This is a genomic window from Nocardioides panacihumi (genome assembly GCF_039530925.1).
GTDB lineage: Bacteria > Actinomycetota > Actinomycetes > Propionibacteriales > Nocardioidaceae > Nocardioides > Nocardioides panacihumi.
Genome location: NZ_BAAAPB010000001.1, coordinates 1,132,704 through 1,158,214, shown reverse-complemented (window position 1 = coordinate 1,158,214; position 25,511 = coordinate 1,132,704). Strand labels below are relative to the sequence as shown.

23 protein-coding genes are annotated in these 25,511 nt (G+C 72.8%); 7 read left to right on the top strand and 16 right to left on the bottom strand.

Going from position 1 to position 25,511, the window contains the following annotated elements:
• Nucleotides 1-27: 27 nt before the first annotated feature.
• The 7 genes from ABD205_RS05535 to ssd form a co-directional block, all read right to left on the bottom strand.
• Nucleotides 28-360: an Rv3654c family TadE-like protein gene (locus ABD205_RS05535; RefSeq protein WP_344043226.1), complete on the bottom strand. Its 333-nt coding sequence runs from the start codon at nucleotides 358-360 to the stop codon at nucleotides 28-30.
• Between the two features lie 5 nt (nucleotides 361-365).
• Nucleotides 366-734, bottom strand: a complete 369-nt coding sequence (locus ABD205_RS05530) for a TadE family type IV pilus minor pilin (RefSeq protein WP_344043224.1) — start codon at nucleotides 732-734, stop codon at nucleotides 366-368.
• On the bottom strand, nucleotides 734-916 hold the full coding sequence (locus ABD205_RS05525; RefSeq protein WP_344043222.1) for a DUF4244 domain-containing protein: 183 nt from the start codon (nucleotides 914-916) through the stop codon (nucleotides 734-736). The genes ABD205_RS05530 and ABD205_RS05525 overlap by 1 nt, the downstream gene beginning before the upstream one ends.
• Before the next feature lie 135 nt (nucleotides 917-1,051).
• Nucleotides 1,052-1,768 (bottom strand): type II secretion system F family protein, encoded by a 717-nt coding sequence (locus ABD205_RS05520; RefSeq protein ID WP_344043220.1) that lies wholly within the window; start codon nucleotides 1,766-1,768, stop codon nucleotides 1,052-1,054.
• Nucleotides 1,765-2,439, bottom strand: coding sequence for a type II secretion system F family protein (locus tag ABD205_RS05515; RefSeq protein ID WP_344043218.1), 675 nt, complete (start codon nucleotides 2,437-2,439; stop codon nucleotides 1,765-1,767). Before ABD205_RS05515 ends, ABD205_RS05520 begins: the two co-directional genes overlap by 4 nt.
• A gap of 92 nt (nucleotides 2,440-2,531) precedes the next feature.
• The gene (locus tag ABD205_RS05510) at nucleotides 2,532-3,698 is read right to left on the bottom strand and encodes a TadA family conjugal transfer-associated ATPase (RefSeq protein WP_344043216.1); all 1,167 of its coding nucleotides are present in this window, start codon (nucleotides 3,696-3,698) and stop codon (nucleotides 2,532-2,534) included.
• Nucleotides 3,695-4,732, bottom strand: a complete 1,038-nt coding sequence (ssd, locus tag ABD205_RS05505) for a septum site-determining protein Ssd (RefSeq protein WP_344043214.1) — start codon at nucleotides 4,730-4,732, stop codon at nucleotides 3,695-3,697. Before ssd ends, ABD205_RS05510 begins: the two co-directional genes overlap by 4 nt.
• A gap of 116 nt (nucleotides 4,733-4,848) precedes the next feature.
• Between ssd and ABD205_RS05500 the strand changes: the two genes are divergently transcribed.
• Entirely contained in the window at nucleotides 4,849-5,649 is an 801-nt protein-coding gene (locus ABD205_RS05500; RefSeq protein ID WP_344043212.1) for an HAD family hydrolase, read from the top strand.
• 318 nt (nucleotides 5,650-5,967) lie between these two features.
• On the opposite strand, the gene ABD205_RS05495 is transcribed toward ABD205_RS05500, so the two are convergent.
• Nucleotides 5,968-6,696: a Fic family protein gene (locus ABD205_RS05495; protein ID WP_344043210.1), complete on the bottom strand. Its 729-nt coding sequence runs from the start codon at nucleotides 6,694-6,696 to the stop codon at nucleotides 5,968-5,970.
• A 147-nt stretch (nucleotides 6,697-6,843) separates the two neighbouring features.
• Here ABD205_RS05495 and ABD205_RS05490 point away from each other — a divergent pair, with 147 nt between their 5' ends.
• Nucleotides 6,844-7,725: a class I SAM-dependent methyltransferase gene (locus tag ABD205_RS05490; protein WP_344043208.1), complete on the top strand. Its 882-nt coding sequence runs from the start codon at nucleotides 6,844-6,846 to the stop codon at nucleotides 7,723-7,725.
• A gap of 55 nt (nucleotides 7,726-7,780) precedes the next feature.
• On the opposite strand, the gene ABD205_RS05485 is transcribed toward ABD205_RS05490, so the two are convergent.
• The 7 genes from ABD205_RS05485 to ABD205_RS05455 form a co-directional block, all read right to left on the bottom strand.
• Nucleotides 7,781-8,455 carry a sirohydrochlorin chelatase gene (locus tag ABD205_RS05485; RefSeq protein ID WP_344043206.1) on the bottom strand — a complete coding sequence of 225 codons (675 nt, stop codon included), beginning with the start codon at nucleotides 8,453-8,455 and terminating at the stop codon, nucleotides 7,781-7,783.
• A gap of 56 nt (nucleotides 8,456-8,511) precedes the next feature.
• Complete coding sequence (locus ABD205_RS05480; protein WP_344043204.1) at nucleotides 8,512-9,648, bottom strand: uroporphyrinogen-III synthase; 1,137 nt, start codon at nucleotides 9,646-9,648, stop codon at nucleotides 8,512-8,514.
• Nucleotides 9,649-9,725: 77 nt separating this feature from the next.
• The gene (nirD, locus tag ABD205_RS05475; RefSeq protein WP_344043202.1) at nucleotides 9,726-10,118 is read right to left on the bottom strand and encodes a nitrite reductase small subunit NirD; all 393 of its coding nucleotides are present in this window, start codon (nucleotides 10,116-10,118) and stop codon (nucleotides 9,726-9,728) included.
• Complete coding sequence (nirB, locus tag ABD205_RS05470; protein WP_344043200.1) at nucleotides 10,115-12,649, bottom strand: nitrite reductase large subunit NirB; 2,535 nt, start codon at nucleotides 12,647-12,649, stop codon at nucleotides 10,115-10,117. The genes nirD and nirB overlap by 4 nt, the downstream gene beginning before the upstream one ends.
• 182 nt (nucleotides 12,650-12,831) lie before the next feature.
• A complete protein-coding gene (locus ABD205_RS05465; protein WP_344043198.1) occupies nucleotides 12,832-14,223 on the bottom strand; it encodes an FAD-dependent oxidoreductase in 1,392 nt (463 codons plus the stop codon).
• A complete protein-coding gene (locus ABD205_RS05460; protein WP_344043196.1) occupies nucleotides 14,220-16,325 on the bottom strand; it encodes a molybdopterin oxidoreductase family protein in 2,106 nt (701 codons plus the stop codon). The genes ABD205_RS05465 and ABD205_RS05460 overlap by 4 nt, the downstream gene beginning before the upstream one ends.
• 11 nt (nucleotides 16,326-16,336) lie before the next feature.
• Nucleotides 16,337-17,779 (bottom strand): MFS transporter, encoded by a 1,443-nt coding sequence (locus tag ABD205_RS05455; protein ID WP_344043194.1) that lies wholly within the window; start codon nucleotides 17,777-17,779, stop codon nucleotides 16,337-16,339.
• Between the two features lie 234 nt (nucleotides 17,780-18,013).
• Here ABD205_RS05455 and acs point away from each other — a divergent pair, with 234 nt between their 5' ends.
• Together acs and ABD205_RS05445 are read left to right on the top strand one after the other, a co-directional pair.
• Complete coding sequence (acs, locus tag ABD205_RS05450) at nucleotides 18,014-19,999, top strand: acetate--CoA ligase (protein WP_344043192.1); 1,986 nt, start codon at nucleotides 18,014-18,016, stop codon at nucleotides 19,997-19,999.
• 130 nt (nucleotides 20,000-20,129) lie between these two features.
• Entirely contained in the window at nucleotides 20,130-20,642 is a 513-nt protein-coding gene (locus ABD205_RS05445; RefSeq protein ID WP_344043190.1) for a GNAT family N-acetyltransferase, read from the top strand.
• 162 nt (nucleotides 20,643-20,804) lie between these two features.
• Here the strand turns inward: ABD205_RS05445 and ABD205_RS05440 are convergent, their stop codons facing one another.
• A complete protein-coding gene (locus ABD205_RS05440; protein ID WP_344043188.1) occupies nucleotides 20,805-21,821 on the bottom strand; it encodes an agmatine deiminase family protein in 1,017 nt (338 codons plus the stop codon).
• A 27-nt stretch (nucleotides 21,822-21,848) separates the two neighbouring features.
• On the opposite strand from ABD205_RS05440, the gene ABD205_RS05435 reads away from it, so the two are divergent.
• From ABD205_RS05435 to ABD205_RS05425, 3 genes are all read left to right on the top strand, one after another.
• Entirely contained in the window at nucleotides 21,849-23,546 is a 1,698-nt protein-coding gene (locus ABD205_RS05435) for an amidase (protein WP_344043184.1), read from the top strand.
• A gap of 75 nt (nucleotides 23,547-23,621) precedes the next feature.
• Entirely contained in the window at nucleotides 23,622-24,920 is a 1,299-nt protein-coding gene (gene nhaA, locus ABD205_RS05430; RefSeq protein ID WP_344043182.1) for a Na+/H+ antiporter NhaA, read from the top strand.
• Between the two features lie 34 nt (nucleotides 24,921-24,954).
• Nucleotides 24,955-25,365 (top strand): phage holin family protein, encoded by a 411-nt coding sequence (locus ABD205_RS05425; RefSeq protein ID WP_344043180.1) that lies wholly within the window; start codon nucleotides 24,955-24,957, stop codon nucleotides 25,363-25,365.
• Nucleotides 25,366-25,511 lie beyond the last annotated feature (146 nt).

Sequence of the window (25,511 nt, the reverse complement as noted above, 5' to 3'; positions counted from 1 at the left end):
GCACCGCGCGTTCCACGGACGGCCGCGCTAGCCCGGTCCCGCCCGCGCCTGCGCCGTGAGGTCGCCGTGGGCTCCCAGCCAGCCCGGTCCGCGCACGACGACGGTGACGCGGAGATCGGCCCCCTCGGCGACGCAGTCGGCGAGCGACGCGCCGTTGCCTGCCGCGATCCTCGCGGCCGCACCACAGCCGTCGCCACCGTCGCCGAGCGCTGACGCGCCGGCGAGCGCGGCAAGGTCCGCGGCCGCCTGCGCCCTGCGGTGATCGACGACCATCGCACCGACGACCCCGAGCGCCGCCCCGAGCAGCAGGACCAGTCCGAGACAGGCGACGGCGAACGGCACAGCGGAGCCGCGGTCCACCCCGCTCAGGGCGCGTCGCCCGCCTCGGTCGCGGCGACCGCCCGGGCATGGACCGTGACGCCGGGAAGGAAGCCGAACAGCCCACCCGGTCCTTGGACGCGCGCACGGGCGGTCACAACGACCTGGTCGCCGTCCGAGTGCACCGAGACGCTGGTGCCGTCCGGGCCGACCCGCACACCTCGGTCGACCGCTGCGGTCCCGTCGTCGCCGCGCGCCCACGCCCGGGCCGTCTCCCGGGCGGCGTCGACCGTGCGGACCTGGGCCGCGCCGACGGAGAGCAGCCACACCAGCCCAAGCGTCACGGCGACCAGAGCGGGCAGCACCATCACCAGCTCGGCCGTCGCCGCGCCCCGGTCTCGTGCCGGCGACGACATCAGATGCCGAGGAGCTGCATGACATGGTCGTACAGCCTCTGCAGCAGCTCGCTTCCGAAGCCACCCGTCAACATCTTGAAGAGCAGACCGGCGAGGCCCGCACCGGCGGCCGTGCCGACTGCGTACTCAGCGGTCGTGATCCCCCGGTCGGTCCGGCCGTGGCGTCGTGACGAGTGCTGCATGGGCATCTCCTTCGGGTTCGGGCCGCGGGCGCGGCTGATCCAACGATCTGTCTGAAGCCGTTCGTCCGCGCGCCGGGTTCGGCGCCCTGTGGAGCGCTGGAGCGGTCAGGGCGACGGTGGACGGCCAACGGCCCGTCACAGGCGCAGCGACGCCAGGAGTCCGCCGACCAGAGGCACGATGCCGATGAGCAGGAAGCACGGCAGCAGGCAGATGCCGAGCGGCACCGCGGCCTTGACGCCGACGCGCCGGGCCCGGTCCTCGGCATCGGCACGTGCAGCCCGCGCAAGCTCGTCACCGAGTCGTTGGACGGACACGACCACGCTCGACCCCGACGACTGGCCCCGGGCGAGAGCGCGCCCGAGCGGCGCGAGCGCGGGCTCGTCGGCGAGCCCCTGCCACACCGCGACCGGGTCGGCACCGAGGCGGAGGCGGGCCGCGGCCGCGCCCAGACGCGCGCCCCCTGGCCCGGGCAGTGCGTCGGACACCGCCTGGGCGGCCGTCGCCGGCGCGGCACCGGCAGCGAGTGCCGCAGCCAGCAGGCGGGCCAGGTGCGGCAGCTCCCGACGGAGCTCGTCCCGCTGCCGTCGTACGTCGGCCGGCTCGGCGCGGCCGATCGCCCGCCAGCAGCCGCCCGCTGCGACGGGCGCAATCACCCACCCCGGCATCCCGCCGACCAGGGTCGACGCGGCGACACCGGCGAGCAGGCTGAGCGCGATCCGGTGGCGCATCATCCACCCGGCGTCGTCGGTCGCGACCGTGACTGACGGCGGGTCCCGTAACGAGGGACGCGGCCGCGGCGCCAGGGCCACCGCCAGTCCTGCGCCGGCGCCGACGAGGAGCGAGACGCTCACGCCGCCTCGACTCCTCGCGCGATCGCCTCGATCCACCACAGCCCCAGCCAGCCGAACCCCAGACCCGCGGCGAGGCATCCGAGGCCGACCGGTGTGCCGAGCAGGAAGGTCCAGGGGTCACCGCCGACTCCCCTGCCGGTGGCCAGCGCGGCGAGAGGCAGGAGCGCCACGAGCTTGGCCGTCGCGCGCGCTGACGCCAGCTCGCCGTCGACCACGCGCCGCGTGGCCTGCTCGGCGCGCAGGTCGGCGGCGACCCGGTCGACCGCGTCCGCCAGGCCCTGCCCTGTTCGGTGCGCGACCTCCCAGGCCGCGGCGACCCAACGCAAGCCGTCCGCGCCCGGCGTCAGAGCTGCGACGCGCAGGGCGCCCGGGACGTCTGCCCCGACGCGGGCGGCCTCCGCCACCGGAGCGAGCACGGGCCAACACCCGGCGGCCCGGTCGAGGGCTCGACCAGGGGGCTGACCGGCGGCCAGCTCTGCAGCGATCTGCTCGCAGGCGTCGACCAGTGCTGTCGCGGTGCGTGCGGCCGACAACCGGGCGGCCCGACGGTGCCACAGCGATGCCCCTCCGGCACACACCGCGATCGCGGCGGGGCCGAGGACGAGCAGGCGGGGGGATGCGAGGAGCACGAGCACGCCGAGCGCGCCCAGGGATGCCAGCGTGGCAGGCACGCGACCTCCGACCGTCGGACGAGCTGACCCAGGCGGGGTGAGCAGACCAGCAGCAGCCCCGCCGGCAGCCGCCGGAAGGACCCACATCGCCATCACGATCGCTCCAGCAGAGCGGTGAGCCGCTCCGCGCCCGGGCCCTCGACCAGGCCTCCTGAAGGCTGGAAGGTCGCGCCCAGCTCCATCCGCACGAGTCCGTCGCCCTGGCGGACCGGCAGGGCGATCTGGGCGAGTCGACGCCGGCCGTCGCGTCCACGCTCGAGGTGCAGCACGGCATCGACCCCCGAGGCGAGCTGGCTGTGCACGGCCTCCCGGCCCAGGCCGGCGGCCAGCGCCAGCGCCTCGACGCGGGCGGGCACGTCGAGCGCGGAGTTGGCATGCAGCGTGCCGCAGCCACCCTCGTGCCCGGTGTTGAGCGCGGCGAGGAGATCCACAACCTCGCCGCCGCGGACCTCGCCCAGCACCAGCCGGTCCGGTCGCATCCGCAGGGCCTGCCGGACGAGCGCGCGAAGGTCGACCGCACCGGCGCCCTCGATGTTGGGGGGCCGCGCTTCCAGTCCGACGACGTGCGGGTGATCCGGTCGGAGCTCGGATGCGTCCTCGACCACGACGAGCCGCTCGTCCGGGCCCGCGAGCCCGAGAAGGGTCGCGAGCAGCGTCGTCTTGCCGGTGCCCGTGCCGCCGCTGACCAGGAAGGCGAGTCTGGCCGTGACGACCGCGCGCACCAGGGCAGCGCCGGCGTGGGACAGGGCGCCAGCGGCCACGAGGTCGTCCAGCGTGAAGGACCGCCGGGAGGGGACGCGCAACGAGATGGCCGTCCCGGGCCGCGCGAGCGGGGCGAGGACGGCGTGGAAGCGGGTGCCGTCCGCCAGCCTGAGATCGACGTACGGCGCGGCGTCGTCGAGCCTGCGCCCGGCGGCGGCCGCCAGTCGCTGCGCGAGCCGCCGCACCGAGCCGTCGTCGGGAAAGCGCACGTCGGCCCGCTCGAGACCATGGCCGCGGTCGAGGAAGACCTGGTCGGGTCCGTTGACGAGGACGTCGGTCACGCCGGGCAGTCGCAACAGCGGCTCGAGCGGCCCGGCTCCGACGACGTCGCGCCGGAGCAGCTCGTAGACGGTGAGGACGGTCGCGTCACCCACCGGCCGGCCCGCGGCGCGCAGACCTTCGGCCACGCGGTGCGGGGTCAGGTCGCCGGGCGTCCGGGCGAGCCAGTCGCGGACCTCGTCGACGACCTCGGGGGCGAGCTCCACGACGCGGCTCATGCCGCCGCCGGCATCAGCCCGAGCACCGTCGACGCGGCGCGGCCGAGGGGCCCGCGACGCGAACGCACGGGCCCGAGCCCGAGGTCGATCGACTCCGCGAGACCACGCTGGTCGCCCATCGCCGCGATGAGCGGGACGCCGACGGCCCCGGCCACCGCCTCCGGCTCAGCCCCACCCCCACGTACGACGAGCCGCACACGCGACAGGTCGCCGAACCGTCCGACCAACCGGCCCGCCGACGCGATCCCGGTGACCGTGGCGGCGACGACGAGCAGCACCTGGTCGCAGCGGTTGGCGAGCTCCTCCGTGACCGTGTCGCCGGACCGCGGCAGGTCGACGACGACCGTGTCGTGCCCGCGTCTGGCGGCCGACATGACCTCCCGGACGCTCGACACGTCGAGCTCACGGGGGTCGCCCGGGCCCCAGGTGAGGACGCCGAGGTCGGCGTACCGCGGGAGGCCTTCGCGCAGCGAGCGGGCACTCAGCCTGCCCGCGGTGCGCGACAGCTCGCCCCACCGCACGCCCGGCCGCCACTCGAAGCCCAGCACACGGTCGACACCGGGCCCCAGCGGGTCGGCGTCCACGACGACGGTCGGGCCGGCCTTGGCGGCGAGCTGAGCCAGCGCGCAGGCGAAGGTGGTCGCTCCGGCGCCGCCCGACCCGGCCATCAGACCGATCGTGAGACCGCGTGCGCGCCCGACGTCCCCGATGTCGCCCAACAGCGCGGCGAGCCACTCGGTCGATCCGGGGAGCAGGGCGACCCCTTCGGCACCGACCATGAGCGCCGCCCGGAAGAGCTCGTCGGGCGCGCTGCCCCAGGCGACCACGTGGACGCCGTCGCGTCTGGCCGGTGACGCACGGGCGAGGTCGGCGGCGAGGTCGGCCCCGACCAGCACGAGCGCGGCTGACGACCAGCCCCGCAGTGCCGACCCGACGTCGGCGGAGACATGCGGAGTCGTGCCCGCGGCGGCGCAGAGCCGGACGAGCTCGTCGAGCAGTGCATCGTCGGCGGTGACCAGGAGTGCGTGAGTCATGCCGACGAGACTCCCCGCGGACGCCGACAGGCTCACGTGGGCGGGCGCCGCGCTGTGGACCGTGGTTCGGCCGGATACGTCTGTGGAGCGGAAGCGGCCCCTTTACAGTGGTAACCATGGCAAGCAGCCGGCAAGCGGCGTTCTTCGACCTCGACAAGACGATCATCGCCAAGTCGAGCACGCTGGCGTTCAGCAAGCCCTTCCAGGCCGGCGGGCTGATCTCACGCAAGGCCCTGCTGCGCAGCGTCTACGCACAGTTCCTCTACGTCGTCGGCGGTGCCGACCACGACCAGATGGAGAAGATGCGACGGTTCATGTCGGACCTGGTCACCGGCTGGGACGTCGACACCGTGCGCGAGATCGTCGCCGACACCCTCCACAACATCGTCGACCCGATCGTCTACGACGAGGCCGTCAACCTCATCGAGGAGCACAAGGCCGCGGGCCGCGACGTCGTCATCGTCTCCACGAGCGGTCGTGAAGTCGTCGAGCCGATCGGCGAGATGCTCGGCGCCGACCACGTCGTCGCGACGCAGATGAGCGTCGCCGACGGCCGCTACACCGGCGAGATCATCTACTACGCCTACGCCGCCGAGAAGGCCAACGCGATCAGGGCGCTGGCCGAGGAGCGCGGCTACGACCTCGACGAGTCCTACGCCTACAGCGACTCGGCCACCGACGTACCCATGCTGGAGGCCGTCGGGCACCCGCACGCCGTGAACCCGGACAAGGAGCTTCGCCGCGTCGCGACCGCCCGCGACTGGCCGATCCTCGTCTTCACCAAGCCCGTCGCTCTGCGTGGCAGCCTCCCTCTGCCCCCCGCCAGAACGACCCTCGCGGCCCTCGCCGTCGGCGGTGTCGTGGTCGCCGGCGGGGTCATGTGGGCCAACGCGAAGAAGCGCCGGATCGGCGCCTGACAGCGGTCGCGGAGAGCCTCGAGGGGCTCGCGACGGGTGTCGGATCATCCCTTACTACGGCGAGAAGTCAACCCGTGGCGGCCCTTGAAGGGGTTCGCAAAGGGGCGTAGAAACGAAAGTGAGAGAACTCAAGAGCGCCACACGATCGGGTACCCACGCGGCGATCCACCCTTCCTACAGGGCGCTGTGAAGGCGGGGAGAAAGCCCGCCGGCAGCAATAAGCTGATGCACGCCTGGTAGCCCGACGATCGTGTGTCACGCGGTGGCATCCGGCATGTTCCTTGAGAACCCGGGTGCCACCTGCACGTGGTTTCGGCGCTACAGCGAGGTGCGGCGCAGGGGCGACGCCTCGGCGCCGGCCGCGAAGGCCTCGGCGCCGTACAACAGCCACGCGTGTACGCCGGCCCGCGACCCGCTCGCGTAGCCACGCAGGTTCGACTCGTACTCCGCGCGCAGCGCCAGGTGCCCGGCCTCGGGCACCACGAGCGACTTCTCGTCGACGCCCCGCGCGACCAGCACCAGCCGCTCCGCCGCACGGGCGACGATGCCGTTGTGCGACGCGAACGGCGCGGCCGTCGCGAGGTCGGCGTGCGCGATCGCGGCGACCACGAGCGCCGGCGCCGACGTCTGCATCGTCAACAGGTCGGCGAGCCCGCGCAGCCGCTCGGCGGCCTCGGGCGAACGCGGTCGGCCGAGCTCGTCCGCACCGACCGAGCCGGCCGCCGCCACGGCGTGGATCCTGGCGAGCGCCTGCAGGGGCGCGCGCTGCAGGACGGGCACCAGCCCGAGCAGCTCGGTCGACAGCCGGACGGCGTCCCGGGCGACGGCGTCGCCCCCGGAGGACCGCACCTCGTCGAGAGTCGCACCGGAGCCCTCGAGCACGGCCGAGGCGTGCGCGCCCCGCAGCAGCGACTCGGCGGTCGTCTCCGGCGACGTCCGGCGCAGCCCCCGGTCACGCAGCATGACGTCGATGCCGTCCCTCGTCGCGGCGTACGCCGACGACACGCCCTCCAGCGACACCAGCCAGGCCAACGGATCCGCGCTCACGAGGCCCCACGCTAGTCAGGCACCTCCCACGGCCGGGCACGGAGGGTCGCCGCGATCGCCCGCCGGTGCGGTGCCCGGTGCGGTGCCCGGTGCGGTGCCCGGTGTGGCGGCCGGTTCCGCGACCCGCACGCGGGTAGCCTGCGATTGATGACGGAGCAGGGGCGGGTGTTCGGGAAGGTCGCGGAGTCTTACGACCGTGGCCGGCCGGGCTATCCCCGCGAGGCGGTCGAGTGGCTGGTCGGCCCGGGGCCGCGCAGCATCCTCGAGCTCGGCGCCGGCACCGGGAAGCTGACCCGCACCCTGGTCGAGCTCGGTCACGACGTGCACGCGACGGATCCCGACGAGGCGATGCTCGACATCCTGCGCCGCCACCTGCCCGACGTACGCACCAGCGTCGGCGGAGCCGAGAGCATCCCGGCCCCCGACCTGAGCTATGACGTCGTGATCGCGGGACAGGCCTTCCACTGGTTCGACCTCGACAAGGCGCTGCCGGAGATCTCGCGGGTGCTCAACCCCGGGGGGACGCTGGCGCTCGCGTGGAACCAGCGCGACGAGTCCATCCCGTGGGTCCGCAAGCTCGGCCGCCTGATCGAGAGGCCGATCGAGTCGATGGACCCGAGCGAGTCGCTGCTCGACTCGGGCTGCTTCGAGGGGATCGAGCACGCGCAGCACACCTTCTGGCAGACGATCCACCGCGCGAGCGTCGTCGACCTGGTGCTGTCGCGCTCGAACATCGCGATGCTCTCCGATGAGGATCGCGCGGCCAAGCGCGCCGAGGTGCTGGCGTTCTACGACGACTACGGTCGTGGCATGGACGGCATGCAGCTGCCCTACATCTGCCTGTGCTACCGCGCCACGGTCGTGCCGCAGGTGCCGGTGCGGCCCGCGCCGCCGGTGATGCCGACGACGTTCATCTCGTCGGCTCGCGACTCGATGACCGACACGGCGCAGGCGCTGCCCCGGATCCTCGACCGGCTGCCCGACGACGGCCCGGACACCGAGAGCATGCTCCTGATCGACTTCCGCTGATCGGGCGACGCGTAGGCGGGTACACCGAAGTCGCGTCCCCGGTGAGCGCGCTCGCTCAGACGCGCGCCTCGGCCGGGACTTCGGTGTACCCGCCTACGCGAGCCCGCTCGACGACCAGGTCGACGACCAGGGGATGGACACCGATCGGCTCAGCGACCACCGCCGCGCCGAAGGAGAGCGCCAGCGTGCGGGCACGGTCGGCGAAGTGCCCGGGCGCGAGCAGATACGGCGACACGGCGTCGCCGACCGCGAGGACCTCCTCCGGTCGCGGGCCGGTGCCTGACAGCACAGCGACGCGGACGCGCGTGCCCCACACCGCGCCGAGCAGCCGGGCCGAGGCACGCAGGTCCTCCTCCGCCCGGGCGTCCTGGGAGCCGGCGGCGATCATCACCACCGGATCGCCCGGTGCGGCGCCGGCCTCGATGAGCCGTGCGGACTGAGCGCGGGCGAGAAGCGGATGCGGGCCCAGCGGCGGCGTGACGGTGATCGCGCCGGCGGCGCCCCTAGCCGCGGCCGGGAGGTCGACGGCGACGTGGTGGCCCCGGGACAGCAACAGCGGGACGGCGACCATCGGCTCGTCGCCGGACGCGACCACGTCGGCGAAGAGCGGCGCGCACAGCTCGACGTACGACACCCGGGAGTCCACGCCGAGGCGCTCTCCCGCCCGCCGGGTGATCTCGGCTGCGACCCGGTTGCCGGCGGCGTGCCGGGTGCCGTGCGCGACGGTCACGAGACGGGTGCGTCCCGGAACGAGGCGTGACCCCCTGCGCGGCTCCACGACGGCGGTCACGGCCCGACCGCGAGCCGGTAGCCGCGCTTGACGACAGTCTGGACGGCACGCGTGCCGAGCGCGGAGCGGAGCCGGGCGACCGCCATCTCCACGGCGTGCTCGGAGCCCGCGGTGCCGGAGGGCAGCATCGCGAGCAGCGCCTGCCGGGAGACGACGTTGCCCGGGTTGGCGACGAGCGCCTGGAGGACGGCGGCCGGCGCGGGTGACAGCTTCACCTCGACACCGTCGAGGAGGACGTCCTCCCCGTGCAGGAGAAGCACGTGCCCGCCGACGAGCTCGACCGCCAGGCCGGCGCGGCGGGACGGCAGCTCGACCTCGAGCTGCTTGACCATGGCGGCCAGCCGGGAACGGTCCGGGTAGATCGTCGGCACGCCCCACATCTCGAACGCGGCGGCAGTGACGGGGCCGACGCAGGCGGCGACCACGTCCGCCTGGAACGCGGTGACGACCTCGTCGCGCCGCCCGGTGGACCCGGCCGCCTCCATCAGCGCGGCGACGGCGGGTGCAGCGGTGAACGTGACCGCGTCGACGGCGCGGTCGGCGATCATGTCGATGAGGTGGAAGACCGGCTCCGGGTCGGCGGTCGACTCGACGCGATAGACCGTCACCGTGACCACCGACGCCCCCTGCCGCCTGAGCGCGTGGGCGACCATCGACAGCGACTGGCCGTGCTCCTGGACGACGATCCGGCGACCCGTCAGGTCGCGGCCGCGCAGGTGCTGGAGCACGTCGTCGAACGACTCGGACTCCGGCGCCCACAGCTCGCGCAGCCCGCGCCGGCGCAGCGCGCCCACGCTCTTGGGGCCGCGAGCCAGGATCTCGGCCCGTCCGAGGTGCTCGGTGAGCCGGTCGAGCAGGCCCCACTGCTCGGCACGGTCGAGCCACGCCTTCATGCCGATGCCGGTCGTGGCGAGCAGCATGTCGACCTTCTCCGCGAGCACCTCCTCGGTGGCCGCGCGCAGTGAGGCGTCGTCGACGTGGTTGGGGTCGACCGAGAGCGCCGGCGCCCAGACCACGGTCGCTCCGCGCCGCTCCAGCAGCGCCGCCTGCTCGTCCGCCTTCCGGGCGGCCGTGACGCCGATCCGGAAGCCCGCGAGCGGCTGCGTCTCGGCGGTCGTCGGTGCGGGGGTCACGATGACGATTCTGGGACGTGTCGGTAACGGCCGTCACCCGCCAGCCGTGTCGTGGACGTCACGAGGTCCTCACGACCTCACGACGTCACGGGGCTCGGCGGCCGCCGGCCCCCGACCAGGACGAGCCCCTCGCGGACGACCACGTCGTACGACGCTACGCGGACCGTCGGATCGTCGAGGCACTGCCCGGTGCGGAGGTCGAACGCCTGCTTGTGCAGCGGCGACGCGACGACCGGGACGTCCCCGCGGGTCCCGACGATGCCGCGCGCCAGCACGTTGGCACGGCCGAACGGGTCGTAGTGGGACAGCGCGAAGACCTGGTCGTCGTACGTCCTGAACACCGCGACGGCCTCACCGTCGACGAGCGCGGCGACACCCGAGTCGGGGTCGATCCGATCGAGTTCGCAGACGAGGGTCATGGTCTCGACACGCTCGCCGGCGCTCGACACCCGGCCAACGAGATCGCTCATCGGGCTGCCCCGACCGGGATGGCGGCACCCAGGTCGACGGTGGTCGGCACGATCTGCTCACGCGTCGTGTCGAAGTCGATGCTCGGGTCGGGCACGCCTGGCGCGTTGACGAACGACACGAACCGCGCCAGCTTCTCCGGGTCCTCGAGGGTCGCCCGCCACTCGTCGAAGTAGCCGTCGACGTGCGTGGCCATCGCCGCCTCGAGCTCGGTGCCGAGACCGAGGACGTCGTCGACGACCACCTCGCGGACCCGGTCGAGCCCACCCTCGAGCGAGTCGATCCACGTCGAGGTGCGTTGCAGCCGGTCGGCGGTGCGGATGTAGTACATGAGGAACCGGTCGAGGTGGCTGACGAGCTCCTCGGTCGACAGGTCGCCGGCGAGCAGCTGGGCGTGTGCCGGGACGGCGCCGCCGTTGCCGCCGACGTACAGGTTCCATCCCTTCTCGGTGGCGATGACGCCGAAGTCCTTGCCACGAGCCTCCGCGCACTCGCGGGCGCAGCCGGAGACGCCGCCCTTGAGCTTGTGCGGACTGCGCAGGCCGCGATAGCGCAGCTCGAGCATGATGGCGAGGCCCACGGAGTCCTGGACGCCGTAGCGGCACCAGGCCGACCCGACACAGGACTTCACCGTCCGCAGTGCCTTGCCGTATGCGTGGCCGGACTCGAACCCGGCGTCGACGAGCCGCCTCCAGATCGCCGGGAGCTGCTCCATCCGTGCCCCGAGCAGGTCGATGCGCTGGCCCCCGGTGATCTTCGTGTAGAGCCCGAAGTCGCGGGCGACCTCTCCGATGACGATGAGCCTCTCGGGGGTGATCTCCCCGCCGGGGATGCGAGGGACGACCGAGTAGGTGCCGTTGCACTGGATGTTGGCGAGGAAGGCGTCGTTGGTGTCCTGCAGGGTGCGGTTCTCGCGGGCGAGGACGTGGCCGTTGATCTGGCTGGCCAGGATGCTCGCCACCGTCGGCTTGCAGACGTCGCAGCCGCGGCCGCGGCCGTGCGCCTCGACGATCTCGTCGAAGGTGCGGTAGCCGTGGACGAGCACGGCGTCGAACAGCTCCGCGCGGGTCAACGCGAAGTGCTCGCACAGGCTCCGATCGACCACGCGGCCCTGGGCGGCGAAGTGGTCCTCGACGATCTTCTTGACCTGCACCTTGCACGAGCCGCAGGTCGAACCCGCCTTCGTGGTGCGGGTGACGTCGGCCGCGGTCTCGCAGCCCGCGTCGACGGCCGCCTCGATCTCGCCCTTGCTGACGTCGTTGCAGGAGCAGACCTGCGCCTCCGCGGGGAGCGTCAGGGCGGCCCCGCCCCCGCCGGCCGGGAGGATGAGGTCCTCGGGGTTCTCGGGGAGTGGCAGACCGCTGGCGGCCATCGGCCGGAGCACGCCGTACGCCGATGCGTCGCCGACCAGCACGCCGCCGAGGAGCCTCCGGCCGTCACCGGAGATGACCAGCTTCTTGTAGACGCCGGCCACGTCGTCGGCGTACACGAGCTCGAGCGCGCCCTCGGTGGCGCCGTGGGCGTCGCCGAAGGAGGCGACGTCGACGCCCAGGAGCTTGAGCTTCGTGGACATGTCGGCGCCCTCGAAGGAGCCCCCGCCGCCGAGCAGGGTGTCGACGACGACCTCGGCCATGGCGTAGCCGGGAGCAACCAGGCCGTACATGACGCCGCCGGGCGCCGCGCACTCGCCGATCGCGTAGACGTGCTCGTCACTGGTCCTGCAGTGCTCGTCGACGAGGAGCCCGCCCCGCTCGGCGACGGCGAGGTCGGCGGCGCGGCCGAGGGAGTCGCGCGGTCGGATGCCGGCGGAGAAGACCACGAGGTCGACGTCGATCGGCTTGCGGTCCTTCAGCGCCATCCCGGAGACCCTGTCGGTGCCGAGGATCGCCTCGGTCATCGCACCGGTGTGGACGGTGAGACCGAGCTGCTCGACGTGGCGCGAGAGCGTGCGGCCGCCCGCGGCGTCGACCTGGACGGCCATCAGCCGCGGGGCGAGCTCGACGACGTGGGTCTGGAGACCGAGCTGGCTCAGCGCGTTCGCGGCCTCGAGGCCGAGGAGGCCGCCGCCGATGACGGCGCCGCTCCGGGCCCGCTTGGCTGCCTTGCGGATCGCCTCCAGGTCCTCGATGGTGCGGTAGACGAAGACTCCGGGCAGATCCTTGCCCGGGACCGGCGGCACGAAGGGGTACGAGCCGGTCGCGAGCACGAGCTCGTCGTAGTGCAGGTCCTCGCCGGTGTGGAGCGTGACGATGCGCTGGCGCGGTGAGACCGCGACGACCTCGACGCCGGTCCGGAGGGTGACCCGCGGGTCGGCGTACTTCCCGGAGGGGAGGAGGCTCAGCGCCTTCGCCCCGCGCTCGAAGAAGCTGGTCAGCGCGACCCGGTCGTACGCCGGCCGCGCCTCCGCCCCCAGGACGGTGATGTCGTGGGTCTCGGTCAGACCGCGCTCGACGGCCGCCTCCACGAACCGGTGAGCGACCATGCCGTGACCCACCACGACCACCTGCCTGCGCCGGTGCTGCTGTTCCGTCATGCGACCTCCTCGCGTCGTACGACGACGCTAGGAAGCGGATGTGAGGGGTCGGTTTCCCGAAGTGGTGGATCTCGTCACGTCTCCCTCACGACCTCACGGCACCGGGCGGCCGGCTGGGGTAACTCACTGTTCGCTCAGGCAGAACGCCGTTGGAACGGTTGTCCACCTCGGTGAACGGTGAGTTACCCCCGGACCAGAGCCGCGACGGTCGACGCGCAGCCGCCGCAGCCGGTGGTGGCGCGTGTCGCCTCGCGGGCCTCGTCGATCGTCGAGCAGGCCCGGATCCGGCCGGCCGTGACGCCGGCGCAGGCGCAGACCTCGGCCTCGTCGGGGAGCGCCGTGGCCGCGGCATCCCGGGCGGGCGCGGCACGTGGCGGCATGACGAGCGCGGCGGGCTCGTGGGGGCCGAGGACGGTACGCCGGTCGAAGCACTGCGTGATCACGCCGATCTGGGACAGGTCGCCGACCAGCGTGGCCGCCACGATCGCGCCACCCTGCACGACGAGCCGCTTGTGGCTCCCGGTGATCGGGTTCGACATCTGCACCGACTCGCCGCCCTCGTGGTCGGCGTCGCCGAGCACCGCGACCTCCAGGTCGGTCGCCCGCAGCCGGGCGACGGTGCGATGGCCGTCGTAGGTGCTGCCGCCGCCGGCGAACCGGTCGGCCAGGATGCCGGCCTGCTCCCACGCCGGGCTCACGAAGCCGGGTGTGCGGCCGTCGTGCTCGGCGCAGTCGCCGATCGCGAAGACGTCCGGATCGCTGGTGGCGAGCGTGGTGTCGACGACGACGCCCCGTCGGGTGGTCAGGCCCGCCCGCCGTGCGAGGTTGACGCTCGGTCTCCCACCGGCCGTGAGCACGACGAGGTCGGTGTCGAGGGTGACGCCGTTGTCGAGGCGCAGACCCGCACCCGGCGCGGCGTCGGTCAGCCGCACGGCGCGGGCGCCCGTGTAGACCCGTGTGCCGAGTCGCTCCAACGAGCGCTGCAGCACCGTCCCCGCCGCCTCGTCGACCTGGCTGCGCAGGAGGTGGCCGCCGCCCTCGACGATCTCCGTGTCGACGCCGCGGACCGCGAGCGCTCGGGCGACCTGGAGGCCGAGCAGCCCGCCCCCGACGACGACGGCCCGCTCGGCGCCGCCCTCGACCGCCTCGATCAGCCGGGTGCAGTCGTCGAGGTGCCGGAACGCGTGCACGGCGTCGTGCAGCCGGCCGTCGGGCCGCACCAGGCCGCGGATCGGCGGCAGGGTCGGGATGCTGCCGGTGGCCAGCACCAGGCGGTCGTAGTCGACCTCGGTCCGGTCGGCGAGCTCGACGACCCGGCGAGGCCGATGGACGTCGACGACGCGCGTGCCGATCCGGAGGTCGACCCCGTGGTCGGCGTACCAGTGGACGGGGCGGAGCGTGATCGCCTCGGGTCGGTGGGTGCCCTCGAGGACGGCCGAGAGCAGGATGCGGTTGTACGGCGCGTGCTGCTCGTCCCCCAGCACCGTGATGTCCCCGACGCCCCGCGAGACGAGCCCCTCGACGAGTCTGACCGCGGCCATGCCGTTGCCGACGACCACCGTGCGCCCGGTCATCGACGGGCCGCCCCGGAGGGGGTGACCTCGCCCGCCGGCCTCACCCGGCAGGCGCACACCTTGAACTCCGGCATCCCGCTGACGGGGTCGAGGGCGTCGGAGGTGAGCCGGTTGGCGCCGACCCAGTGGAACGGCACGAAGACAGTGTCGGAGCGGATCGACCCGACGACCCGCGCGGGCGCGGTCAGCGCACCCCGCCTCGTCGTGACGGTGACCGGCCGACCGTCCTCGACGCCGATCCGTGCGGCGAGCAGCGGGTGCAGCTCGACGAACGGACCCGTGTCCGGCAGCTCGCGGATCCGGCGTGTCTGCGCACCGGACTGATACTGCGCGAGCACCCGGCCGGTCGTCAGATGGACGTCGAAGGCGTCGTCGAGCGGCTCGGCCGGGCCGTCGTAGCTGACCGGGACGAAACGGGCGCGGCCGTCCGTCGCGGCGAAGGAGTCGGCGAACATCCGCGGCGTCCCAGGATGCTCGACGCCGTCCGCGGTGGTCGGGCACGGCCAGAAGAGGCCGCCCTCGTCCCGGATGCGGTCGTAGCTGATCCCGCTGTAGTCCGCACGCCCGCCCGCAGACGCCGCGCGCAGCTCGGTGAAGACCTCCTCCGGGTCGGTCGGCCAGGCCGACGGCGCGCCCAGACGGTTCGCCAGTCCCGCGATGACCTCCAGGTCCGACCGGACGCCGGCGGGCGGCGTGACCGCCTGCTGTCGCAGGATGACCCGCCCCTCGAGGTTGGTCATCGTGCCGGTCTCCTCGGCCCACTGGGTCACGGGCAGCACGACGTCAGCGAGGGCGGCGGTCTCGCTCATCACCAGGTCGCACACGACCAGCAGGTCCAGCGCCTCGAGCCGCTCGGTCACCGCGGTCGCACGAGGCGCGGAGACGACGGGGTTGGAGCCGAACACCAGCAGGCTCCGCGGGCCGTCGGGCGTGCCGAGCGCCGAGAGCAGCTCGTACGCAGACACCCCCTTGCCCGGCAGGGACGCCGGTGGGACGCCCCACACCGCGGCGACGTGCTCGCGCGCGACCGGGTCGTCGATCATCCGGTAGCCGGGCAGCTGGTCGGCCTTCTGGCCGTGCTCACGGCCGCCCTGCCCGTTGCCCTGACCGGTGAGGCAGCCGTAGCCGGCGTACGGGCGGCCGGGGAGCCCCAGGGCCAGCGCGAGGTTGATCCACGCGAGCACGGTGGCCGTCCCGTCGGCGTGCTGCTCGGCGCCGCGGGCGGTGAGCACCACGACCCGCCGGCTCGACGTCAGCAGCGTCGCGAGCGACCGCAGCTCGCCCGCGCCCACGCCGGTCACCCGCTCGACCCGCTCGGGCCACCACGCGGCCGCGGTCGAGCGCACGGTCTCGAAGCCGGACGTCCGCGAGGCGACGTACTCCTCGTCGACGGCCCCTGCGGCGTCGACCAGGTGCAGCAGGCCGAGAGCGAGCGCGAGATCCGTGCCCGGCACCGGCTGCACGAAGACGTCGGCACGCTCGGCGGTCGGAGTACGCCGCGGGTCGACCACCACCACCCGGCCGCCGCGCGATCGCAACCGGTCGAGGTGGCGCGCGGCCGGTGGCATCGTCTCGGCGAGGTTGGAGCCGACCAGCACGACGACGTCCGCCTGCTCGACGTCGGCCAGCGGGAACGGCAGTCCCCGGTCGATCCCGAACGCCTGGTTGCCGGCACTGGCCGCCGACGACATGCACCAGCGGCCGTTGTAGTCGATCATCGCCGTGCCGAGCGCGACGCGGGCGAGCTTGCCGAGCAGGTAGGCCTTCTCGTTGGTGAGGCCGCCACCGCCGAACACGGCGTTCGCATCAGCGCCGTGCGCGACCCGGATCGCAGCGAGCCGGGACGCGACCAGGTCGAGCGCCTCGTCCCAGTCGACGGCCGACCACTCGCCGCTCGCCCGGTCCCGCACGAGCGGCGTGGTGAGCCGCTCCCGCGATCCGCGCAGACCGCCGGCGGTCCAGCCCTTGCGGCACAGGGCGCCCTCGTCGTCGGGGCTGTGCGCGTTGCGCTGGGGACGCGGCTGCACCTCCAGCGCGGGACCCTTCCTCGCCAGGGTCATCCCGCACTGGAGGCTGCAGTAGGGACAGTGGGTGTCGACCATCAGGCTCCGCCTCAGACCGGGCTGTCGACCAGGCCCGCGACGAGCGCCGGCCGGCGCAGGTAGCAGGCGTAGGTGACGGCCCCGCAGACGATGTAGTAGCCGGCGAAGACCACGAACGCGCCCTTGGTCGCGGCGAGCGGGCTGTGCACCCACGGGCTGTTGAACGCGATCGGGATGAGGAAGCCTCCGAGCGCACCCACGGCGCCGATCACGCCGAGCGCCGCCGAGGACTGGGCCGGGGTCTCGTACAGGCTCGGGATCATCTTGTACGTCGACCCGTTGCCGATCCCCGTCGCCGCGAAGACCAGCAGGAAGAACCCGAGGAACCACCAGAACCGGCCCTCGTTCGCCGACGCGATCGCCGGGTCGGCGGTCGGGTTCGCAGTGAGCTGAGTGAGCGTCCACAGGACCGCGAGCGTGGCGACGACGAGGCCGCCGAACGCGGCCAGCGTGACCCGCGCTCCGCCCAGGCGGTCGGCCAGCCAGCCGCCGAGCGGCCGCGTCGCCGAGCCGACGAGCGCACCGAGGAAGGCGAAGTAGGCGAAGTAGATGCCCGTCCCCAGCGGCGCCGGCGCCGGCACCCAGAAGTTCAGCTTGATGAGCAGCGGCATCGCCGAGCTGAAGCCCATGAACGAGCCGAACGTCCCGATGTAGAGGAACGACATCACCCACGTGTGGGGGTTCCGCACGATCGCGAGCTGGGCCCTCGGCGACGACTTCGCGGTGCCGAGGTTGTCCATGAACAGGTACGCCGCCACGGCCGCCACCACCGCCAGGCCGGCGTACACGTAGGCGGCGCGCTCGAGGTGCACGCCGCCGGCCGAGGCCTGGACGAGGCCGAAGATGCCCGCTCCGCCGACGATGACGGGCAGCAGCAGCTGGACCAGCGCGACACCCAGGTTGCCCCCGGCCGCGTTGAGGCCGAGCGCGGTGCCCTTGAGGCGGGCGGGGTAGAAGAAGTTGATGTTCGTCATGGACGAGGCGAAGTTGCCGCCACCGACCCCGGCGAAGGCCGCGAACACGCAGAAGGCCCAGTACGGCGTCCCTGGGTGCGTGACGGCGACGGCGTACCCGGCCGTCGGGACCAGCAGGGCCAGCGCCGAGAAGATCGTCCAGTTGCGACCGCCGAACGCCGGCACCGCGAACGTGTAGGGCAACCGGAGCAGCGCGCCGACCAGGCTCGGGATGGCGACCAGGAAGAACAGCTGCTGCGGGGTGAAGTCGAACCCAGCCGCGGCCAGGAAGGCCGCACTGACGCTCCAGATCATCCACACCGAGAAGCCGAGATGCTCGGCGAAGATCGACCAGAGCAGGTTGCGCCGCGCCGTGCGCGCGCCGGTCGCCGCCCAGAAGGACCCGTCCTCCGGTCGCCAGTCGTCGATCCAGCGGCGGGTTCGGCGTCGCGGTGCCGCCTCGGGCGGTGTGGTCGCCTCGACGGGCGTGCTCAGTGTCATGTCAGCTCCTCGGGGATCGGGTGTCCCGATCCTCGGAGCCCGCGGTAACACGCCCGCCATGCGCGGGTCTCCGTCCCGTCAACTTCCGCTCACGGCCTCACGGGCCGCCCGGCCGGGGCCGGACAGACCGCCGGCCCGTGCGCCACCCGGCGGATCCCACGGCCACGCCGGGCCTCGCGGGCCTAGGGTGGCGTTGGCCAAACCTCGGAGACTCCGCACGGGAAGTGATCGATCGTGACTGAAGAGACCCTGTCGAACCTGCTGCACGAGAACCGCCGGTTCGAGCCGCCCGCCGATCTGGCCGCGGCTGCCAACGTGAAGGCCGATGCGTACGACGCCGCCGCGGCCGATCGCGAGGGCTTCTGGGCCGCCGCCGCCGACCGGCTGTCGTGGGCGACGAAGTGGGACCGCGTCCTCGACTGGGACAACCCGCCTTTCGCGAAGTGGTTCGTCGGGGGCCGGCTCAACGTCGCCTACAACTGCGTCGACCGTCACGTCGAGGCCGGGCTCGGCGACCGGGTCGCGCTGCACTGGGTGGGCGAGCCCGTCGAGGACAGGCGCGACGTCACCTACGCGGAGCTCCAGGCCGAGGTCTCCAAGGCGGCGAACGCGCTGACCTCGCTGGGGGTGGCGACCGGCGACACCGTCGCGATCTACATGCCGATGATCCCCGAGGCGATCTTCGCGATGCTGGCCTGCGCCCGCATCGGTGCACCGCACACGGTCGTGTTCGGCGGCTTCTCCGCCGAGGCGCTGGGCTCGCGGATCGAGGACTTCAAGGCCAAGGTCGTCATCACGTCCGACGGTGGCTACCGACGCGGTGCCGCCTCGCCGCTCAAGCCGGCCGTCGACGAGGCCCGCGGGATCGCATCACGGTCCGGGCACGACGTGGAGAAGGTGCTCGTGGTCCGGCGTACAGGCCAGGACATCGCATGGGACGAGTCCGTCGACGTGTGGTGGCACGACGTCGTCGACTCCGCCAGCCCCGAGCACACCCCGGAGCCGTTCGACGCCGAGCACCCGCTCTTCGTGATGTACACCTCCGGCACCACCGGCAAGCCGAAGGGCATCCTGCACACCACCGGCGGCTACCTCACCCAGGCCGCGTTCACGCACTGGGAGGTCTTCGACCTCAAGCCCGAGTCCGACGTCTACTGGTGCACCGCCGACATCGGCTGGATCACCGGGCACTCCTACATCGTCTACGGACCGCTCGCCAACGGCGCCACGCAGGTGCTCTACGAGGGCACGCCCGACTTCCCCGAGCGGGGCCGCTGGTGGCAGATCATCGCCGAGAAGAAGGTGACGATCTTCTACACCGCCCCCACCGCGATCCGCTCCTTCATGAAGCAGGGCCAGGAGATCCCCGACCGCCACGACATGTCGAGCCTGCGGATCCTGGGCTCGGTGGGCGAGCCCATCAACCCGGAGGCCTACGTCTGGTACCGCCACGTCATCGGCGGCGACCGCACGCCGGTCGTCGACACCTGGTGGCAGACCGAGACCGGCGCCATCATGATCAGCCCGCTGCCGGGCGTGACGGCGGGCAAGCCCGGCTCGGCGATGACAGCCCTGCCCGGCGTGACGGCGGAGGTCGTCAGCGACGAGGGGGTCGCCGTCCCCAACGGCTCGGGCGGCTACCTCGTGCTCACCTCTCCGTGGCCGTCCATGCTGCGCACCATCTGGGGCGACGACGAGCGGTACGTCGACACGTACTGGTCCCGCTTCCGCGAGGAAGGCTTCTACTTCGCGGGTGACGGCGCCAAGTTGGACGAGGACGGAGACCTGTGGGTGCTCGGCCGTGTGGACGACGTCATGAACGTCTCCGGCCACCGGCTCTCCACCACCGAGATCGAGTCCGCCCTCGTCTCCCACCCCAAGGTGGCCGAGGCCGCCGTCGTCGGCGCGACCGATCCCGACACCGGCCAGGCCGTGGTCGCGTTCGTGATCCTGCGCGAGACCGCGACGGCCGACGGCGTCGACCTGACCGGCATCGAGAAGGAACTCTCCGACCACGTCCGGTCCCAGATCGGCCCGATCGCCAAGCCCCGCCAGATCATGATCGTCCCCGAGCTGCCCAAGACCCGCTCGGGCAAGATCATGCGACGCCTGCTGCGTGACGTCGCCGAGAAGCGCGAGGTCGGCGACACGACCACCCTCGCCGACTCATCGATCATGGAGCTCATCTCGGCCGGCCAGGCCACGTCCACCGAGGACTGACTTCGCCCGGACGTCATACGGGGTGGTTGCCTGGGCGACCACCTCGTATGACGTCCGCGAGACCCCGGTGCCTCACGAGTCCCGTGAAACCCACTGGAACCACGCGGCCGCAGGATGGTCTGATGACACCATGACCGCGCTCGTCCTCCCCACGCTGGACCTCTACGAGAGCTGGGCTGCCTGCGTCGCCGACTACGAGCCGGGCATGACCCACGGCTCCGGCATGTGGAACCTCCCCGAAGCCCTCCAGACCGACACCGACCGGGACACGTGCGAGGCGCTCGTCGCGCTCCTGCGCCGCCTCGGTCGCGAGGTGCCGGGAACCATCGTCCCCAGCGACTACTGGTGGATCACCGACGGCGCGGACGTCATCGGATTCCTGGCGATCCGGCATCGGCTCAACGACTGGCTGCTCAACGAGGGCGGCCACATCGGCTACTCGGTCCGACCGTCACGCCGACGGGAGGGACACGCCTCGCGCGCGCTCGGCCTCGCGCTGGCCCGCTCCCGCGAGCTGGGCATCGACCGGGCACTGGTCACCTGCGACGACGACAACGTCGGCTCGGCGAGGACGATCGAGAGCCAGGGCGGCGTGCTGGAGGACGTCCGAGGCGTCAAGCGCCGCTACTGGATCGAGCTGTGACTGGCGGCATGGCCGCCCAGACCCGGCCGCCGGCCACCCAGCCCCGCCCCCAAAGTGTCACCGTGACACTTCGCGGCACCGGTGATAGTTCGCAGGTCTCACTCACCGCGCAAACCATCACGGTGACACTTTGAATCGGCGGGCGGGGAACCACCCGAGGACCTACGTACGCGGGGACGGCTGCTGCTGCGTGATGCAGTGGATCCCGCCGCCGCGGTCGAAGAGCGGCCGCGCGTCGACGCTGACCACCTCACGGCCGGGATAGGCCTCGCGCAGGATCGCGACCGCCTCCGCGTCGTGCGGGTCGTCGAACGAGCACGCGATGACGCCCCCGTTGACGACCAGGTGGTTGACGTAGGACCAGTCGACCCAGCCCTCGGCGTCCCGCAGCGTGACCGGCGCGGGCAGGTCCACCACGTCGAAGCGGGCGGCGAGCAGCTCGCGCAGCGACCGCGACACCTCGTGGTCGGGGTGCGCGGCGTCCCGCTGGTCGTGCAGCAGGACCCGGCCCGGTGAGGTGAACGTCGCGACGATGTCGACGTGCCCGCGCGTGCCATAGCGCTCGTAGTCACGGGTCAGCCCGCGGGGCAGCCAGACCACCTCGGTCGCGCCGATCGTGCGCGCGAGCTCCTCCTCGACCTGCGCGCGCGTCCAGTCCTCGTTGCGGCCCTGGCCGAGCTGCACGGTCTCGGTCACGAGCACGCGCCCGGTGCCGTCGACGTGGATCGCGCCGCCCTCGTTGACCATCGCGGACCCGATGCGCGGCACCCCGGCGGCACCACACACGAAGGCACCGATCTGCGAGTCCCTGTCCCAGGTCGCCCAGTCGCACTGGCCCCAGCCGTTGAAGACCCAGTCGACGCCGGCCAGCGACCCGTCCGGCTGGTGCACGAAGGTCGGCCCGATGTCGCGCATCCAGGCGTCGTTGAGGGGCGCCTCCACGATCTCGACCTCAGGCGCGAGCACCGACCGCGCGGCCGCCGCCTCGACGGGGTCGACTACGACCGTGACCGGCTCGAAGGCCGAGCAGGCGTTGGCCACGGCGGCCCACGTCGTACGCGCCTCGTCCGCGTCCTCCGCCGTGTCGCCCAGGGAGTAGCCGGGCGCCGGGAACGCCATCCAGATCCGGTCCTGCGGCGCCCACTCCGCCGGCATCAGAGGGGTCGGAGTGAGACTCATGGCTGGACTCTACGAAACAATGGCCGCGTGTACGACGTCGTGGAAGCCACCATCCCCTCCCTGCGCGCCGCCCTCGAGGCCGGCGAGGTCACCAGCGTCGGGCTGGTCGAGGCCTACCAGGCCCGCATCACGGCGTACGACGCCTCCGGGCCGCGCCTCAACGCCGTGGTCGTGCCCAACCCCGCCGCGCTGGACGAGGCCCGTGCCTCGGACGAGCGACGTGCGCGCGGGGAGACCCTCGGTCCGCTCGACGGCATCCCCTACACCGCGAAGGACTCCTACCTCGTGCGCGGCCTGACGGCGGCGGCAGGCAGCCCCGCCTTCGCCGATCTCGTGGCCCAGTGCGACGCGTTCACGATCGAGCGGCTGCGGTCCGCCGGCGCCGTCTGCCTGGGGCTCACCAACATGCCGCCGATGGCCAACGGCGGCATGCAGCGCGGCGTCTACGGGCGGGCGGAGAGCCCCTACAACGGCGACTTCCTGACCGCGCCGTTCGGCTCGGGCTCGTCCAACGGCTCGGGGACGGCGACCGCCGCGAGCTTCGCCGCGTTCGGGCTCGGCGAGGAGACGTGGTCGAGCGGGCGCGGCCCGGCATCCAACAACGCTCTCTGCGCCTACACCCCGTCGTGGGGCGTCATCTCCGTGCGCGGCAACTGGCCGCTCGTGCCGACGATGGACGTCGTCGTGCCGCACACCCGCACGATGGTCGACCTGCTCGAGGTGCTCGACGCGGTGGTCGCCGACGACACGGACACGCGCGGCGACTTCTGGCGGGTGCAGCCGTGGCTCGACGTGCCGCGGTCGAGCGAGGTCCGCCCGGCGTCGTACGTCGCCCTGGCGGCCGCGCCCTCCCTGGACGGCGTACGTCTGGGTGTGCCACGGATGTACGTCAACGCCGATCCTGACGCCGGCACCGCCGAGCACCCGGGCATCGGCGGGCCGACCGGGCAGCGGATCGAGACCCGTCCGTCCGTCATCGCGCTGTGGGAGACGCTGCGCGCCGACCTCGAGGCGGCTGGCGCCACCGTGGTCGAGGTCGACTTCCCGGTCGTGAGCAACTACGAGGGGGACCGTCCCGGCGCGCCCACGATCAGGACGCGCGGGCTGGTGAGCGAGGCCTTCCTGCAGCGCGAGATCGTGGACCTGTCGGCATGGGCGTGGGACGACTTCCTGGCGGCCAACGGCGACCCGGCGCTGAGCTCGCTCGCCGATGTCGACGGCGCGACGATCTTCCCGCACCCCGAGGGGGCGCTGCCGGACCGCTACACCGGCTTCGACGACGACATCGCCACCTATCCCGAGCAGGTGCGCACGCACCCGTACTCCTCCCTCACCGAGATCCCCGAGCTCGAGGCGGGGGTGCGCGGGCTCGTCGAGACGCGCCGGGTCGACCTCGAGGAGTGGATGGACGGCCTCGGACTGGACGGCGTCGTCTTCCCGGCCGTCGCCGACGTCGGGCCGGCCGACATGGACGTCGACCCGGCCTCGGCCGACCTCGGCTGGCGAAACGGGGTCTGGGTCGCCAACGGCAACCTCGTCGTCCGCCACCTCGGCATCCCGACGGTCACGGTGCCGATGGGCACCATGGCCGACACGGGGATGCCGGTCGGGCTCACGATCGCCGGTCGGGCGTACGACGACACCGCGCTGCTCCGGCTCGGCGTCGCCGTCGAGGCCACGGGGACGCGCCGCACCGAGCCGCCCCGGACACCCAGGCTGGGCTGAGCCCGGCGGCCTAGACTGGCCGCGGTGTGCCGGGAAGTCTGGTCGGCGAGCATCCGACGACCCCGAGGAAGCCCGATGGCCCGAGAGAACCGCCGACGCCTGCTCTTCGAGCGAGGCTCCTTCCTGGAGAGCTCGCGTGTCGCGGACATCCTCCGCGCGGAGACGACCGGCGGCCTGCTCCTCATCGCCGCAGCGGCGGTGGCGATCGTCTGGGCGAACAGCCTGTGGCAGTCCTCGTACGCCGCCCTGCGTGACTTCCAGGTCGGCCCGGAGGCGCTCCACCTGCACCTGAGCCTCGGCGCCTGGGCATCGGACGGGCTGCTCGCCATCTTCTTCTTCGTCGCCGGGTTGGAGCTGAAGCGGGAGTTCGTGGCCGGCGACCTCCGCGACCCACGGCGCGCGGCGCTCCCGGTGGCAGCGGCGGTGGGCGGCATGGCCGTCCCGGCGCTCGTCTACACGGTGGTGAACACGGTCAGCCCCCAGGGTGACCTGGCCGGCTGGGCGATCCCGATGGCGACGGACATCGCCTTCGCGGTGGCGGTGCTCGCCGTGATCAGCACCCACCTGCCGAGCGGGCTGCGCACGTTCCTGCTCACGTTGGCCGTGGTCGACGACCTGCTCGCGATCACGGTCATCGCGCTCTTCTACACCGACCACCTGGCCCCGGCGTACCTGCTGCTCGCGGCCGTGCCCGTCGCCGCGTTCGGCGTCCTGACCCAGCGCCGGATCCGTACGCCGTGGCTGCTCGTCCCGCTCGCCCTGCTCGCCTGGGGGCTGGTGCACGCCAGTGGCGTCCACGCGACCGTCGCCGGCGTCGCGCTGGCCTTCACCGTGCCCGTGCGACGCCGTGACGGCGGCGAGGGCCGAGGCCTGGCCGAGCACCTCGAGCACCTCGTCCGACCGGTCAGCGCCGGCGTCGCGGTGCCCGTCTTCGCGTTCTTCGCCGCCGGCGTCACGGTCGGCGGGTGGGACGGCTTCGTCCGCGCGCTGCAGGACCCGGTCGCGATCGGGGTCGCGGTCGGCCTCGTCGCCGGCAAGACGGTCGGGATCAGCGGCTCGACGTGGCTGCTCGCCACCTTCACCAAGGCCGACCTCGACGACGAGCTCAGCTGGGTCGACGTGATCGGCATGGCGATGCTCGGCGGGATCGGCTTCACCGTCTCGCTACTGATCGGCGAGCTGGCCTTCGGCGCCAGCACGCTGCGCGACGAGCACGTCAAGGTCGGGGTGCTGCTGGGGTCGCTGGTCGCCGCAGCGCTGGCGGCCGGGGTGCTCCGCGCACGCAACCGGGTCTACCGCCGGGTGTGCGAGGTCGAGCAGGTGGACGACGACGCCGACGGGGTACCAGACGTCTTCCAGCGCGGTGATCGGTAAGGTCTGTCGCAGCCACACACCTGAAGGGGGACGCATGGCCCAGCACCAGGCCCAGCAGCCGGGCGAGGAGCCGACGATCGGCCGACTCGTCGCCGACGCGAGCCGGGACATCTCCTCGCTGATCTCGAAGGAGATCGAGCTCGCCAAGTCCGAGCTCAAGGTGTCGGTGCAGGCGGGTGGCATCGGCATCGGCATGTTCGCCGGCGCGGCGTTCATCCTGGTCCTCGCGATCATCATGCTGTCGTTCGCGTTCGTCTACCTGATCAACTGGAACGGCCAGGGCCTCGACCTGCACTGGGCGTTCCTCATCGTCTTCGCCGTCTACCTCCTCGTCGCCGCGCTGCTCGCCTACATCGGCGTGCGCAAGGTGAAGCAGGTCAAGGCGCCCGAGCGGGCGATCAACCAGGGCCGCGAGATCCCGAACGCCCTCAAGGGCAAGGCCTGATCCGCGAGACGTCAATCCCAACGGTCCGAGACGTCAATCCCAACGGTCCGAGACGTCAATCCCAACGGTCCGAGACGTCAATCCCAACGGTCCGAGAGGTCGATCCAAACGCACCGAGAGGTCAATCCGTCGGCGTCTAGCCTGAC

What these genes read in the sequence shown, in the direction of transcription:
- nirD (WP_344043202.1), bottom strand. Translation starts at nt 10,118, where the DNA reads ATGAGCGATCTCGTTGGCCGGGTGTCGAGCGCCGGCGAGCGTGTCGAG.
- ABD205_RS05455 (WP_344043194.1), bottom strand. Translation starts at nt 17,779, where the DNA reads ATGACACTGAGCACGCCCGTCGAGGCGACCACACCGCCCGAGGCGGCA.
- ssd (WP_344043214.1), bottom strand. Translation starts at nt 4,732, where the DNA reads ATGACTCACGCACTCCTGGTCACCGCCGACGATGCACTGCTCGACGAG.
- ABD205_RS05490 (WP_344043208.1), top strand. Translation starts at nt 6,844, where the DNA reads ATGACGGAGCAGGGGCGGGTGTTCGGGAAGGTCGCGGAGTCTTACGAC.
- ABD205_RS05445 (WP_344043190.1), top strand. Translation starts at nt 20,130, where the DNA reads ATGACCGCGCTCGTCCTCCCCACGCTGGACCTCTACGAGAGCTGGGCT.
- nirB (WP_344043200.1), bottom strand. Translation starts at nt 12,649, where the DNA reads ATGACGGAACAGCAGCACCGGCGCAGGCAGGTGGTCGTGGTGGGTCAC.
- ABD205_RS05500 (WP_344043212.1), top strand. Translation starts at nt 4,849, where the DNA reads ATGGCAAGCAGCCGGCAAGCGGCGTTCTTCGACCTCGACAAGACGATC.
- ABD205_RS05440 (WP_344043188.1), bottom strand. Translation starts at nt 21,821, where the DNA reads ATGAGTCTCACTCCGACCCCTCTGATGCCGGCGGAGTGGGCGCCGCAG.
- ABD205_RS05465 (WP_344043198.1), bottom strand. Translation starts at nt 14,223, where the DNA reads ATGACCGGGCGCACGGTGGTCGTCGGCAACGGCATGGCCGCGGTCAGA.
- ABD205_RS05460 (WP_344043196.1), bottom strand. Translation starts at nt 16,325, where the DNA reads ATGGTCGACACCCACTGTCCCTACTGCAGCCTCCAGTGCGGGATGACC.
- nhaA (WP_344043182.1), top strand. Translation starts at nt 23,622, where the DNA reads ATGGCCCGAGAGAACCGCCGACGCCTGCTCTTCGAGCGAGGCTCCTTC.
- ABD205_RS05530 (WP_344043224.1), bottom strand. Translation starts at nt 734, where the DNA reads ATGTCGTCGCCGGCACGAGACCGGGGCGCGGCGACGGCCGAGCTGGTG.
- ABD205_RS05525 (WP_344043222.1), bottom strand. Translation starts at nt 916, where the DNA reads ATGCAGCACTCGTCACGACGCCACGGCCGGACCGACCGGGGGATCACG.
- ABD205_RS05425 (WP_344043180.1), top strand. Translation starts at nt 24,955, where the DNA reads ATGGCCCAGCACCAGGCCCAGCAGCCGGGCGAGGAGCCGACGATCGGC.
- ABD205_RS05510 (WP_344043216.1), bottom strand. Translation starts at nt 3,698, where the DNA reads ATGAGCCGCGTCGTGGAGCTCGCCCCCGAGGTCGTCGACGAGGTCCGC.